General features: G+C 65.0%; 11 protein-coding genes and 1 pseudogene. 11 read left to right on the top strand and 1 reads right to left on the bottom strand.

Annotated features, from left to right (window positions below; translation table 11 throughout):
* Nucleotides 1-473: 473 nt before the first annotated feature.
* The 9 genes and pseudogenes from U9R80_RS27380 to U9R80_RS18670 all read left to right on the top strand — a co-directional run.
* A pseudogene (locus U9R80_RS27380) lies at nt 474-638 on the top strand (PAS domain-containing protein); the annotation flags it as partial.
* Between the two features lie 153 nt (nt 639-791).
* Nucleotides 792-1,922, top strand: a complete 1,131-nt coding sequence (locus tag U9R80_RS18705; protein ID WP_442964982.1) for a methyl-accepting chemotaxis protein — start codon at nt 792-794, stop codon at nt 1,920-1,922.
* A 22-nt stretch (nt 1,923-1,944) separates the two neighbouring features.
* Nucleotides 1,945-3,642: a putative bifunctional diguanylate cyclase/phosphodiesterase gene (locus U9R80_RS18700; protein WP_301841792.1), complete on the top strand. Its 1,698-nt coding sequence runs from the start codon at nt 1,945-1,947 to the stop codon at nt 3,640-3,642.
* Between the two features lie 266 nt (nt 3,643-3,908).
* A complete protein-coding gene (gene kdpF / locus U9R80_RS18695) occupies nt 3,909-3,998 on the top strand; it encodes a K(+)-transporting ATPase subunit F (protein ID WP_105642480.1) in 90 nt (29 codons plus the stop codon).
* An 8-nt stretch (nt 3,999-4,006) separates the two neighbouring features.
* Nucleotides 4,007-5,701: a potassium-transporting ATPase subunit KdpA gene (kdpA, locus tag U9R80_RS18690; RefSeq protein ID WP_301841793.1), complete on the top strand. Its 1,695-nt coding sequence runs from the start codon at nt 4,007-4,009 to the stop codon at nt 5,699-5,701.
* A 10-nt stretch (nt 5,702-5,711) separates the two neighbouring features.
* Complete coding sequence (kdpB, locus tag U9R80_RS18685; RefSeq protein ID WP_301841795.1) at nt 5,712-7,766, top strand: potassium-transporting ATPase subunit KdpB; 2,055 nt, start codon at nt 5,712-5,714, stop codon at nt 7,764-7,766.
* A 16-nt stretch (nt 7,767-7,782) separates the two neighbouring features.
* The gene (gene kdpC, locus U9R80_RS18680) at nt 7,783-8,343 is read left to right on the top strand and encodes a potassium-transporting ATPase subunit KdpC (RefSeq protein WP_301841796.1); all 561 of its coding nucleotides are present in this window, start codon (nt 7,783-7,785) and stop codon (nt 8,341-8,343) included.
* Nucleotides 8,344-8,352: 9 nt separating this feature from the next.
* On the top strand, nt 8,353-11,013 hold the full coding sequence (locus U9R80_RS18675; RefSeq protein ID WP_301841797.1) for a sensor histidine kinase: 2,661 nt from the start codon (nt 8,353-8,355) through the stop codon (nt 11,011-11,013).
* Nucleotides 11,010-11,708: a response regulator gene (locus U9R80_RS18670; protein WP_301841798.1), complete on the top strand. Its 699-nt coding sequence runs from the start codon at nt 11,010-11,012 to the stop codon at nt 11,706-11,708. Before U9R80_RS18675 ends, U9R80_RS18670 begins: the two co-directional genes overlap by 4 nt.
* A 116-nt stretch (nt 11,709-11,824) precedes the next feature.
* On the opposite strand, the gene U9R80_RS18665 is transcribed toward U9R80_RS18670, so the two are convergent.
* Nucleotides 11,825-12,865 carry a patatin-like phospholipase family protein gene (locus tag U9R80_RS18665; protein WP_301841799.1) on the bottom strand — a complete coding sequence of 347 codons (1,041 nt, stop codon included), beginning with the start codon at nt 12,863-12,865 and terminating at the stop codon, nt 11,825-11,827.
* A 155-nt stretch (nt 12,866-13,020) separates the two neighbouring features.
* Between U9R80_RS18665 and U9R80_RS18660 the strand changes: the two genes are divergently transcribed.
* Together U9R80_RS18660 and U9R80_RS18655 are read left to right on the top strand one after the other, a co-directional pair.
* A complete protein-coding gene (locus U9R80_RS18660; protein ID WP_028941416.1) occupies nt 13,021-13,299 on the top strand; it encodes a hypothetical protein in 279 nt (92 codons plus the stop codon).
* Nucleotides 13,300-13,313: 14 nt separating this feature from the next.
* Nucleotides 13,314-14,081: a CHAD domain-containing protein gene (locus U9R80_RS18655; protein WP_301841800.1), complete on the top strand. Its 768-nt coding sequence runs from the start codon at nt 13,314-13,316 to the stop codon at nt 14,079-14,081.
* Nucleotide 14,082 lies beyond the last annotated feature (1 nt).

Here is a 14,082-nt window from a genome sequence, read left to right as displayed (position 1 = left end):
TGCCCCGCGATAGCGATCCACCGGTCACATCGCTATCGCGGGGCAAGCCCGCTCCTACCGGTTTTACGCCTGCACCGTTATCGCCTCGCTGAACGGGCCGTGATGTTGTGGGCTCGGTCCATAGGCCATGCCCTGAAACCCACGCGAATCACGGATGCGAATCTGCCGGACCTTCGCCTGGATCTGCTTAGTAATCAATCATTTACTGCGCCATTAGCATTTGGTCGCGATAGCTTTCAATAACTATTTGTTACAGAAATATGATGTAATTAGTAGGGTTATTCAAACGTTCAGTTAAAAAACAGTGGCCAGGGCCCGGACGTGCTGCTTGTTGCCGCTATAAAGGGAGTTTCATCGTGCGCTTCAACCTGCCGGTCACCTCGGTCGAACAGACGTTTGGCGAGGATCAACGGCTCATCTCTGCCACCGACACCGCCAGCAACATCACCTACTGCAATGCCGAGTTCGCCGCCATGAGCGGTTTCAGTCAGGCGGAACTGATCGGCAGCCCGCACAACCTGGTTCGCCACCCTGACATGCCGCCCGCTGTGTTCCAGCAGATGTGGCAGTACCTCAAGGCTGGCCAGAGTTGGATGGGCATCGTCAAAAACCGCTGCAAGAACGGCAATTTTTACTGGGTCAGCGCCTACGTCACGCCGATACTCGAAGCGGGAAGGGTGGTGGGATACGAGTCGGTGCGGGTCAAGCCGACGCGCGATCAGGTGCGCCGTGCCGAAGCGCTGTATGCCCGTTTGCGTGAAGGCAAGCCTGCGGTCTCGACTGCCCGGCGCCTGGCTCAGTGCGGCCAGGTGCTGGGCGTGCCGTTGCTAGCCGGTGGCGTCGCCCTCGCGGCCCAGCAGTGGCTACCGGGCTGGCCCGCCCATGGCATCACGCTGGGGCTGTTTGGCCTGGTCGGCCTGTGGGCCCACCAGCGCATGGGGCAGCAATTGGCGCAGATCGCTCGCTGCTCCAGCAACACCTTCGCCGACCCGGTTGTGGCGCTGACCTACAGCGATGCGCTCGGCCCGATGGCCCAGTTGCAGATGATCCTGATCAGTGAAGAAGCGCGGCTCAAGACCGCACTCACCCGCCTGAGCGACCTGGCTGTGCAGATGAGCGAGGCGGCGGGCGACTCCAGTCGGCTGTCGCGCCATACCGAGTCGGCGCTGCTCGACCAGCGCGCCGAGACCGACATGACCGCCGCCGCCATGACCGAGATGGCCGCCTCGATTGCCGAGGTTGCGCGCCATGTGCACGAGACCGCAGGGCAAGCCCACACGGCCAACCAATTGGCCGGGCAGGGCAATGATGTGGTGGGCACCACCCGTGACGCGATCCAGTTGCTGGCCAGCACGGTCAGCCAGATCAACCAGGCGGTCACTCACCTGGCCGGGCAGACCGAGGACATCTCGGTCGCCGCCGAAGTGATCCGTTCGATTGCCGACCAGACCAACTTGCTGGCGCTCAATGCCGCCATCGAAGCGGCCCGAGCCGGCGAGCAGGGGCGCGGGTTTGCCGTGGTCGCCGATGAGGTGCGCGCGCTGGCCGGCAAGACCCGCCAGTCGACGCTGCAGATCCAGGGCATCATCGAGAGCCTGCGCGCTGGCGCCGTTGATGCGGTGAGCATTGCAAGTCTGGGCATCGACGAAGCCGAGCAAGGGGTGGCCCGGGTGCTTGAGGCGCAGCAGGCGCTGCAGGGCATTCGTGCAGCGGTCGAGCACATCAGCGACATGAGTCAGCAGATGGCCGCTGCCGCCGAGGAGCAGTCGTCGGTGGCCGAGTCGGTGTCCGAACAAATCAACACCGTGGCCGGAACCGTGCAGCACACGGCACAGAACGCCAATGCCGCCGCCACCCGCGGGGCAGAACTGGAACACATTTCTATGGGCCTGCGTGCCCTGGTCGAGCGATTCAACCGCTGACGCGAAGGGTAACGAACGTTTCATGGATGATAACTACCGGGCGGCCGTCGATGCGGCCGCCATTTTTTCCGAAACCGACCTGAGCGGTCGGATCACTTACGTCAATGAGCAGTTCTGCAGTATCTCCGGCTACAGCCGCGACGAGTTGCTGGGGGCCAATCACCGCATTCTCAATTCGGGCCTGCACGAAGCGGATTTTTTCGATGGCATGTGGCGCGCCCTGGTCGCCGGCAAGGTCTGGAAGGGCGAGATCTGCAACCGCGCCAAGGACGGCTCGCTGTACTGGGTCGACAGCACCATGGTGCCGCTGATCGACCCGGCCAGCGGCCTGGTGCGCAAGTACGTGTCGATCCGTTTCGACGTCACCGAGAAGCGCCAGTTGCTGCACACCCTGCAATGGCGCGTGGGGCATGACGTGCTGACCGGGTTGCCCAACCGCGCCTACCTCTCTGACCTGCTCAACCAGGCGCTGGCATTCTCCCGCCGCGAAGGCATCGCCCTGGCGGTGTGCATGCTCGACCTGGACGGCTTCAAGGCGGTCAATGACGGCTACGGCCATGCCAGTGGTGACGTGTTGCTGGTCGAGGTGGCCAAGCGTCTCAAGGGCATCCTGCGGGGTGAAGATGCCGTGGCGCGGCTCTCGGGCGACGAGTTCGTACTGATTCTGCGCCATGTGCAGCACCCGTCGGCGTTGCAGGCGGCGCTGGACCGGGTGCTCAAGGCAATTGCCACGCCGTATTCGATCCGTGACCAGGAGGTGAGCGTCAGCGCCAGTATTGGCGTCACCCTGTACCCCCTCGACAACGAAGACGCCGACACCCTGGTGCGCCACGCCGACCAGGCGCTGTACGTGGCCAAGCAGAGCGGGCGCAATCGCTACCACCTGTTCGACGTGTCGCTGGACCGCGAGGTCAAGGCCACGCACCAGACGGTGGAGCGGGTGCGTCAGGCGATGGTCAATGGCGAGTTGTGCTTGCACTATCAGCCCAAGGTGAACATGCGCAGCGGCCAGGTGCTGGGCTTCGAGGCCTTGCTGCGCTGGCAGCATCCGGTTGAAGGCTTGGTGGCGCCGGGTGAGTTCCTGCCGCTGGTGGAGCAGACCGACCTGATCATTGATATCGGCGAATGGGTGATCGCCCAGGCCCTGGAGCAGATGCAGCGCTGGCAGCAGATTGGGCATGTGTGGCCGGTGAGCGTGAACATTGCCGCCCGGCACGTTCAGCGCAGCGATTTTGTCGAGCGCCTCCAGCGCCTGCTGGCGAGTTACCCGAGCGTGGCGCCACAGATGCTCGACCTGGAAATCGTCGAGTCGGTGGCCATCGAGAATATCCAGCGGGTCAGTCAGTGCCTGGAGGCCTGCCAGCAACTGGGGGTGCAGTTCTCGCTGGATGATTTCGGCACCGGCTACTCGTCACTCAGTTACCTCAAGCGCCTGCCCACCCGCACCATCAAGATCGACAAGTCATTCGTGCGCGACATCCTCCATGACCATGACGACCTGGCCCTCACCCGCGCGGTGATCGGCCTGGCCCGGGCCTTCGGCCGCCAGGTCATCGCCGAGGGGCTGGAGACACTGGAGCATGGCCAGTTGCTGATGGGCCTGGGCTGCGACGTCGCCCAGGGCTATGGCATCGCCCGACCGATGCCGGCCGAGGCGGTCATCAACTGGGCAGTCCATTACGTGCAACCGGCGCAGTGGCGGGCATTGGCAGGAGGCTAGGCGCTGTATGTTTTGAGACGAAGGCAGGGCAAGGCGAAAACAGCCGAGGAACGGTCGGAGTCGCGCTCGACTTTACGGGTTGTAAATGAGCATTCCGAGGCTGTTTTCAACGCAGCCTCACCGAGTATCAAGGCTTTTTGTACAGGGCCTAAGGCAGTCTTTACGCATTCTTTATGGGTTGCATCCGGTCCCGGTCTCGCACCTTTACAGCAGCACTTCGGACAATAACCGTCAGCGGCATAACGCCGTAAGGACGGAGAAATTCGATGAGCATTCTGGACGGGGTGTCGCTGCTGCTGGCAGTGGCGTTGATGATCTACCTGATGGTCGCGCTGCTGCGCGCCGACCGGGGCTAGGAGCGGCCATGCACAGTTACGATTACGCGTTGCTGCTGGCGTTCTTTGCGCTGGTGCTGGTACCGGCGCCCTGGCTTGGGCGCTTCTACTACAAAGTCATGGAAGGCCAGCGCACCTGGCTGTCGCCGCTGCTGGGGCCGGTGGAGCGGGGTTGCTACCGGCTGGCCGGGGTCGATGCACAGGCCGAGCAGGGCTGGAAGCAATACACCCTGGCCTTGCTGGCGTTCAACCTGGCGGGCTTTGTGCTGGTGTTCGCCGTGCTGCTGTTGCAGGGCTACCTGCCGCTTAACCCGCAGCACCTGCCGGGCCAGGAGTGGTCGCTGGCGTTCAACACCGCGGTGAGTTTCGTCACCAACACCAACTGGCAGGCCTACAGCGGCGAAGCCTCGGTGAGCTACCTGAGCCAGATGATCGGCCTGACCGTGCAGAACTTCGTCAGTGCCGCCACCGGCCTTGCCGTGCTGGTCGCGCTGTGCCGGGGCATTGCCCGGCGCTCGGCGCAGACCCTGGGCAACTTCTGGGTCGACATGACCCGCGCCACCCTCTATGGCCTGCTGCCGCTGTGCCTGCTGCTGGCGCTGTTGCTGGTCTGGCAGGGCGTGCCGCAAACCTTCGGTCATTACGTGCAGGCCCTGACCCTGCAGGGCGCCGACCAGACCCTTCCACTGGGCCCGGCCGCCAGCCAGATCGCCATCAAGCAACTGGGCACCAACGGCGGCGGCTTCTTCGGCGTCAACTCGGCGCACCCGTTCGAGAACCCGACGGCCTGGAGCAACTTGTTTGAAATGGCCTCGATCATCCTGATTCCCGCGGCCCTGGTGTTCACCTTCGGCCACTACGTCAAGGACCTGCGCCAGAGCCGGGCGATCATCGCCTGCATGCTGGCGCTGTTCCTGATCGGGGGCGGTACCGCGCTGTGGTCGGAGTACCAGGCCAACCCTGGCCTGAACAACCCGCAAGTCGAGCAGGCCGCACCCCTGGAAGGCAAGGAAAGCCGCTTCGGTACCACCGCCAGCGTGCTCTGGACGGTGACCACCACCGCCGCCTCCAACGGCTCGGTGAACAACATGCACGACAGCCTCAACCCCATCACCGGTATGGTCGCGCTGGTCAACATGATGGTCGGCGAAGTGATCTTCGGCGGAGTGGGGGCAGGGCTCTACGGCATGTTGCTCAACGTACTAGTCGCGGTGTTCCTGGCCGGGCTCATGATCGGTCGCACCCCCGAGTACCTGGGTAAAAAACTGCAGGCCCGAGAGGTGCAGTTGCTGGTGGCCACCTTGCTGGTGATGCCGGTGGGTGTGCTGATACTGGGCGCCTTGGCGGCGAGCCTGCCGGGCCCTGCGGCGGCGGTCACCAACCCGGGTGCCCATGGCTTCAGCCAGTTGCTGTATGCCTACACCTCGGCCAGCGCCAACAACGGATCAGCCTTTGCCGGCTTCGGTGCCAACACCACCTTCCATAACCTGATGCTGGGCCTTGGCATGCTGATCGGCCGCTTCGGCTACATCCTGCCGGTGCTGGCGTTGGCGGGCAGCCTGGCAATGAAGAAAACCGCGCCGGTGGGCGAGAACAGCTTCCCCACCCATGGCCCGTTGTTCGCCACCTTGCTGGTGGTCACCATCCTGCTGATCGGTGGCCTGACCTTCTTGCCGGCCCTGGCCCTGGGCCCGATTACCGAACACCTGAGCCTGGGTTTCTGAGGAGCGAATCATGAACATGCCGATTCCTGAAGTGAAAGCAGCCCCGGCCTCTGCGGCACCGACCACCTTCGCCGCGCTGTGGCGCCCGGCGCTGGTGCAGGCCTTCGTCAAGCTCGACCCGCGTCAACTGAAGCGCTCGCCGGTGATGCTGGTGGTGGAGCTGACGGCGATATTCACCACGCTGTTGTGCCTGGTGCCCGACAGCGACGTGCCCACGGCGGTGGCGGTGCAGATTGCCCTGTGGCTGTGGTTCACGGTGTTGTTCGCCAACTTCGCCGAAGCCTTGGCCGAAGGTCGCGGCAAGGCCCGCGCCGACAGCCTCAAGGCCGGTAGCCAGGGCCTGAGCGCCCGGCGCCGTACCCCATCGGGCGGTTTCGAGGTGGTGCCGGCCACCAGCCTGCGCAAGGACGATGTGGTCAAGGTCATGGCCGGAGAGATGATCCCCAGTGACGGTGAGGTGCTCGAAGGCATCGCGGCAGTCAACGAAGCGGCGATTACCGGTGAGTCTGCCCCGGTGATCCGCGAGTCCGGCGGGGACCGTTCGGCGGTCACCGGCAATACCCGGCTGGTGTCCGACTGGCTGCTGATCCGCATCACCAGCAACCCGGGCGAGTCGACCCTGGACCGCATGATCGCCCTGGTTGAAGGCGCCAAGCGCCAGAAGACCCCCAACGAGATTGCCCTGGACATCCTGCTGATCGGCCTGACCCTGATCTTCCTGGTGGTCGTGGTGACCTTGCAGCCCTTCGCCCACTTTGCCGGGGGCAGCCTGCCGCTGGTGTTTCTGGTGGCGCTGCTGGTGACCTTGATTCCCACCACCATCGGCGGCCTGCTGTCGGCCATCGGCATCGCCGGCATGGACCGCCTGGTGCGCCTGAATGTGATCGCCCGCTCCGGTCGTGCCGTGGAAGCGGCCGGTGATGTGCATGTGCTGATGCTCGACAAGACCGGCACCATCACCTTCGGCAACCGCCGTTGCAGTGCCTTGCATGCCGCCCCCGGGGTCACGAGCAAGGAGCTGGGCGAGGGCGCCTTGCTGGCCTCGCTGGCGGACGACACCGCCGAAGGCAAGTCGATTGTCGAGTACCTGCGCCAGTTGCATGACTTCGACGAGCCCGCCGCGGATCAACTGTCGCCGGTGGCCTTCAGCGCCGAGACCCGGTTGTCGGGTGTCGACTATCAGCAGCGGCGTTTTCGCAAGGGTGCGGTGGATTCGGTGCTGGCCTTTGTGGGCATGCAGCGCCTGGAGATGCCGGCGTCGTTGTCCCGCGAGGTGGACAAGATCGCCCAGAGCGGCGGCACGCCGTTGCTGGTGTGCGTCGACAAACGCCTGCTGGGGGTGATCCACCTCAAGGACGTGGTCAAGCCCGGTATCCGTGAGCGCTTTGCCGAACTGCGCAAGCTGGGCATCCGTACCGTGATGGTCACCGGCGACAACCCGCTCACTGCGGCCGCCATTGCTGCCGAAGCCGGGGTGGACGACGTGCTGGCCGAAGCGACCCCCGAGCGCAAGCTGGCGCGCATTCGCCAGGAGCAGAACGACGGACGCCTGGTGGCCATGTGCGGTGACGGCGCCAACGACGCCCCGGCCCTGGCCCAGGCCGATGTCGGCATGGCCATGAACGACGGCACCCAGGCTGCCCGCGAGGCCGCCAACATGGTCGACCTGGACAGCGACCCGACCAAGCTGCTGGACGTGGTGCAGGTGGGCAAGGAACTGCTGGTGACCCGCGGCGCGCTGACCACCTTCTCGATTGCCAACGACGTGGCCAAGTACTTCGCCATCCTGCCGGCGCTGTTCGCGGCGATCTACCCGCAACTGGGCGTGCTCAATCTGATGCACCTGAGCAGCCCGCAGAGCGCGATCCTCTCGGCCATTGTCTTCAACGCGCTGATCATCGTCGTGCTGATCCCCCTGGCCCTGCGTGGGGTGCGGGTACAGGCAGCCAGTGCCGCGCACCTGCTGCGCCGCAACTTGCTGATCTACGGGCTGGGCGGGCTGATCGTGCCGTTTGCCGGGATCAAGCTGATCGACATGCTGCTCACCGCTTTGCACCTGGTCTGATACCAAGGAGATGACCATGACCGCTTACCTTCGTCCGGCCTCGAGCCTGATTCTGTTGATGACCCTGATCACCGGCGCGGTGTACCCGCTGGTGGTCACCGGGGTGGCCCAGGTGGCTTTCCCCGAACAAGCCAACGGCAGCCTGCTGCGCGATGACCAGGGCCAGGTGCGCGGCTCGCGCCTGATCGCCCAGGCGTTCACCGGCGATGCCTGGTTCCAGCCGCGGCCTTCGGCGGCGGATTACGCCACCGTGGCCAGCGGTGCCAGCAACCTGGCACCGAGCAACCCGGCGCTGGTCCAGCGTATCGGCGAGCGTGCCGCGCAGCTGTATGTCGAGCAGCAGGGGGCGGTGCCGCTGGACCTGTTGACCACCTCCGGCAGCGGCCTGGACCCGCACTTGTCGCCCGCCGCCGTGGCTTACCAGCTGCCGCGCGTGGCGGCGGCGCGGCAGGTTTCCACGCAGGCCTTGCAAGCCCTGGTGGAGCAGTCCACCCTGCAGCCATTGATCGGTCCGCCGGTGGTCAACGTACTGACATTGAACGCAGCCCTTGAGCGGCTCGCGCCGGTTTCTAGATAAGGAAGAGCAGTGAGCGATAGCAACTCCGAACGCGCCGATGCGTTGTTGGCCGGACTGCCGCGCGAGGGGCGCGGCCGACTCAAAGTGTTCCTCGGGGCGGCGCCCGGCGTCGGCAAGACCTTCGCCATGTTGCAGGCCGCCCATGCCCAGTCGCGCCAGGGTGTTCAGGTGCTGGCAGGGGTGGTCGAGACCCACGGCCGGGCCGAGACCGAAGCCTTGCTGGCGGGGCTGGCGCAGCAACCGCTGGTGCGTTCGGAGTACCGTGGCGTTCAGCTTGAGGAAATGGATCTCGACGGCTTGCTCAAGGCCGCGCCGCACCTGGCGCTGGTCGATGAGCTGGCCCACAGCAATGCCCCCGGCAGCCGTCACGCCAAACGCTGGCAGGACGTGCAGGAGCTGTTGGCTGCCGGCATCGACGTGTACACCACGGTCAACGTCCAGCACCTGGAAAGCCTCAATGACCAGGTGCGCGGCATCACCGGCGTGCAGGTGCGCGAAACCCTGCCTGACTGGGTGTTGCAGGAAGCCTTCGAGCTGGTGCTGATCGACCTGCCGCCACGGGAACTGCTCGAGCGCCTGCGCGAGGGCAAGGTCTACGTGCCCGAACAGGCGCGTGCCGCCATCGACGCGTTCTTTAGCCAGACCAACCTCACCGCCTTGCGCGAACTGGCCATGCAGACAGCCGCTGCCCAGGTCGATGCCGACCTTGCCCACGGCTATCGCCAGTTGGGCCAGGATGCGCCGGCCTTGCGCGGGCGCTTGCTCGTCGGCGTGGATGGCGACGCCCAGGCCGAGCGCCTGGTGCGCCACGCCTGCCGGGTGGCCCAGCGGCGTCATCTGCCCTGGAGCCTGGTGCATGTCGACAACGGCAAACTGCGTGACGAAACCGCTCGCCAACGCCTGCAAGCGGCCCAGCAGCTGGCCGAGCGCCTGGGCGGCGAAGTGGTGCTGCTGCGCGCCGGGGAAGTGGCCAAAACACTGATCCAGCATGCCCTGGAACGGCGCGCCAACCTGGTGCTGGTGGGGCAGTCGCGCGATCGCCTGCGCCGACGCTTGTTCGGCGCCGGTGTGGCCACGCGACTGCTGCGCGAAGCCCATGGCCTGGAAATCAACGTACTGGACCGTGACGACAAACCCGAGCCGCCCAGTGCCGTCGCGAAAAAGGCCTGGGTGTGGCGCCATTACCTGCTGGCCCTGGTCGCCACGCTGCTGGCAACCGGCTTGGCCTGGGGGGTGGCCAGTGTGCTGGCGCTGCCGAACATCTCCCTGGTGTTTCTTGCCGCGGTGCTGCTGGTCGCGGTGCGCAGCAGCCTGGGGCCGGCGTTGGCCTGTGCGGTGATGTCGTTCCTGGCCTATGACTTCTTGTTCATCCCGCCGAATTTCTCCTTCAGCATCCAGCGTGAAGAAGACGTGCTGACCTCGCTGTTCTTCTTGCTCATGGCAGCACTCACCGGCAACCTGGCGGCCCGCCAGCGCCGGCAATTGCAGGCCCTGCGCGAAACCCAGGAACAGACCAACCAACTGCTGGAGCTGTCGCGCAAACTCACGGCCGCCACCGACCGCCAGGCGGTGTTCAATGCTGCCGGGCAGCACCTCGATGGTTGGCATGACTTCAAGGTCTGCCTGCTTGAGCGCAGTGCCGACGGCCGCTTGCAGGTGGCCAGCGGCGACAGCCCGCAGTTCAGCGACAATGAGCGCGCCGCCGCCGATTGGGCCTGGCAGCACGATCAGGCGGCGGGGCTGGGCAGCGATACGTTGCCCAACGGCCGCTGGTGGTGGTGGCCGCTGTCGGTGGATGAATCGCCGCTGGCGCTGCTGGGTGTCCGGCCACGACAGGGCCAGAACCTGACGCCCCAACGTCGGCGTTTGCTCAAGGCCTTGAGCCAGCCGCTGGCCCAGGCACTGGCCCGGGCGCGCCTGGCCGAGCAACTGGAGGCGGCGCGCTTGCATGGCGAAACCGAGCAACTGCGCAGCGCCTTGCTGGCGTCGGTGTCCCATGACCTGCGCACACCGCTGACGGCCATGCGCGGCAGCATCGACAGCCTGCTGGCCCTCGGCGACGCGATCCCCCAGGCCGACCGCAAGGAACTGCTTGAAGGCACCCGCGACGAAGCCGAGCGCCTGGACCGCTACATCCAGAACCTGCTGGACATGACCCGCCTGGGGCACGGCGGGCTGAAACTGGCCCGTGACTGGGTGGCGCCGACCGATATCGTCGGCAGCGCGCTCAATCGCCTGCGGGTGGTACTGGCGCCGTTGCAGTTGAGCACCGAAGTGCCGGAGGGCTTGCCGCTGTTGTTCGTCCATGCGGCCTTGATCGAGCAGGCACTGGTAAATGTACTGGAGAACGCCGCGCGCTTTTCACCGGCCAATGGCCGCCTGACATTGCAGGTGAGTGCCGTTGATGAGCAACTGCAGTTTGCGGTCAGCGATGAAGGGCCGGGCATTCCAGTGGCGGACCGGGAGAGGATTTTCGACATGTTCTACACCGCCGCCCGTGGCGACCGGGGCGGGCAGGGCACCGGGCTCGGCCTGGCTATCTGCCAGGGCATGATCGGTGCCCACGGCGGGCATATTCGGGTCGATGAGGGTATCGATGGCCGTGGCACCTGCATCACATTATGCTTGCCGCTTCCCACCCAGCCCGAGCCTGAAAGCGAAGCCCCATGAGCCAGATCGCTACCCTGCTGGTCATTGACGATGAACCCCAGATCCGCAAGTTCCTGCGCATCAGCCTGAGTTCCCAGGGCTACAAGGTGCTGGAGGCGGCGACCGGTGCCGAGGGTCTGTCCCAGGCGGCGCTGAATCGGCCGGACCTTGTGGTGCTCGACCTTGGCCTGCCGGACATGGACGGCCAGCAGGTGCTGCGCGAACTGCGCGAGTGGAGTGCGGTGCCCGTGCTGGTGCTGTCGGTGCGGGCCAGTGAAATCCAGAAGGTCGAGGCGCTGGACAACGGTGCCAACGACTACGTGACCAAGCCGTTCGGCATCCAGGAATTCCTGGCGCGGGTGCGGGCGTTGCTGCGTCAGGTGCCGCAAGGCACAACGGCGCAGGCAGCGCCGAGTTTTGGGCCGTTGACGGTGGACCTGGCCTTTCGCAAAGTCACCCTCGAGGGCGTTGAAATTGCCCTGACCCGCAAGGAGTACGCTCTGCTGGCGCAACTGGCCACGCACCCGGGCCGGGTGATTACCCAGCAGCAACTGCTCAAGGATATCTGGGGGCCGACCCACGTCGATGACAGCCACTACCTGCGCATTGTGGTGGCGCATGTGCGGCAGAAACTGGGGGATGATCCGACGGCGCCGCGATTCATCATCACCGAACCGGGGGTGGGGTATCGGTTGGTGGGGCCAGAGGTGGGGTGAGTCATACACCCACACCGTAGCCGCTGCCGCCAGGCTGCGATCGACTGCGCAGCAGTCGCCTTGTGGCGTCTACGACCGCTTTGCGGCCGATCGCAGCCTGGCGGCAGCGGCTACGGTCAGCGCCGCTCCGCTTCGTAGTTGTCCATGGTATCGCGCGCTATCTCCCGTCCAAGGGCGATCAGCTCCGGCGCCTTGTAGAACTCGAAGAACCGGCACACCCGCTTGGGCACGTTGATCAGTACGTCCGGCGGGTAGCCGGCGATCTTGTACTGGGCCAGCGACGTTTGCATCACCTCGAAACTCTGGTTGATCAGATCCAGCAATGAAGCGGGGCCGACGTTGTCGATGATGAACGAGCCGCTCGCCGATTTCGGTGCGCCTTCGGTCTCGGGGGCGGCAGCGGGCTGCTGGGCCTCGGGGTCGGCCGCATCGCTGAGCCAGGGGTTGGGGATCTGCGCAGCTTCGGTCGCGAGGCCTTGTTCGATGCGCATCAGTTGCTCGGCCTGTTTGCGCCGGAACGGCAGGTGCGAACCGAGGGAGTTGATCAGGTTGTCAAAGCGCAGCTTGAAGGCCGCCGGGCGTTCGATCACCGGCAGTTGGTAGTGTTTCTGGTTGGTGGAGTTGAGGTTCACGGCAATGATCAGGTCACAGTGGCTGGACACCACCGGAATGATCGGCAAGGGGTTGAGGATGCCGCCATCGACCAGCATGCGATTGTCTTGCACCACCGGGGTGAACAGGCTGGGTATCGCCGCCGAGGCGCGCATGGCCTGGTGCAGGCAGCCTTCCTGGAACCAGATTTCCTGCTGGTTGGTGAGGTCGGCCGCCACCGCGGTGTAGGGGATGCGCAGCTCCTCGATGTTGATTTCGCCAACGATCTTGCGGATCTGGCCGAAGACTTTTTCACCACGGATGGCGCCCAGGCGAAAGCTCACATCGACCAGGCGCAATACGTCCAGGTAATCCAGGCTCTCGATCCAGTTGCGGTACTCCTCAAGCTTGCCGGCGGCGTAGATGCCGCCAATCACCGCGCCCATGGAGCAGCCGGCCACGCAGGCAATGTCATAGCCGCGCCGTTCAAGTTCCTCGATTACGCCGATGTGCGCGTACCCGCGTGCTCCACCCGAGCCCAGCACCAATGCAACGCGTTTGCCCATGATGCCCCCCGCCTGTGCGTTATCGTTGGGCTAACAATGCGCCCATTCGTGTCTGTGCTTCAATCGTCATACGCGCTGCGCTACGCTTGCCGGGCACTTTTCTTCTTTGTAGCCGTCGAACTCGCCACTTGAACATTTCTTTTGAGGTATCACTGATGAAAGCCTGGATCTGCCTGCCCCTGATTGCCCTGGTATTGACCGGTTGTGCGGGTAAAACCGCCTACCGCGACAGTTGCGCCAATCAGCTGGATTCGGCCTGGAAGGAACTCGACCTGGCCAAGGCCGAAGGGTTTGCCGGTACCGTCAGTTACTCCAAGGCGTTGTCGCTGTTGACCGGGGCCAAGACCCAGCAGCAGTTCGAGGCCTTTGAAGGTTGCAGCAAGAAGGCCGAGAAGGCCCGCTTCTACATTCGTGAATCCCGCGCCGGTCGTTGACACAGGAGAACACCATGTCGGCCATGCTCGACCATGTGATTGCCCAGGTACTGGCCCTGCAGGTTCGCCTGCTCGGTTGCCAGGCCCGCCTTGCTGCGGACACCGACAGCGAGGCGTTGCATGACCTGCGCACCACCACCCGGCGATTGCGCAGCCTGTTGCGGCCGCTACGCGAGTTGCCCGGGGTCGAGCAGCTTGAAGGCGCGGCCAAGGCGCTGGGGGAGCTGACGACGCCGTTACGCGACCGTGAAGTGCTGGCAGCGCAGTTGCTTGAACGCGAGCGGTTCGACGCCGCGCGCCAGCGCCTGGCCGGCCGGCGGGAAACCTTCGCCAGCGTTGCCGAGAGTGCGCAGCTTGAGCGGTTGCTGGCGATTGTCGATGCCTTTCCGATCTTCCTGCGTGCAGCCCAGCGCGAAGGCCTGATCCGCAAGTTGCACCAACGCATCGACAAGCGCCTGGAAAAGCAGTGGATGCAGCTGCGCGAAGCCCTCGACGACCCCGCCCATGACCGTCATCGACTGCGCCTGTTGATTAAGCGCGTGCGCTACGGCGCCGATGCCTACCCGCAGTTGGAGCACGCCGGGAAGCGCCTGCAACGGGGGCTGAAACGCGCGCAAGGTGATCTGGGCGATTGGCACGATTTGCATCAGTGGCTGCTGCAAGCCGAACAGCAGCCCGACCTGGCACCGTGCGTTGAGCATTGGAAAGCGCAATGGCTCATCGCCGAACAACGTGCCGATGTGACCCTGGAACGCCTGCAGAAGGCGCTGGCGCAACGATAAG

Source organism: Pseudomonas sp. JQ170C (assembly GCF_035581345.1).
In the GTDB taxonomy this organism is placed as follows: Bacteria; Pseudomonadota; Gammaproteobacteria; order Pseudomonadales; family Pseudomonadaceae; genus Aquipseudomonas.
This window is presented reverse-complemented; position numbering and strand designations above follow the sequence as displayed.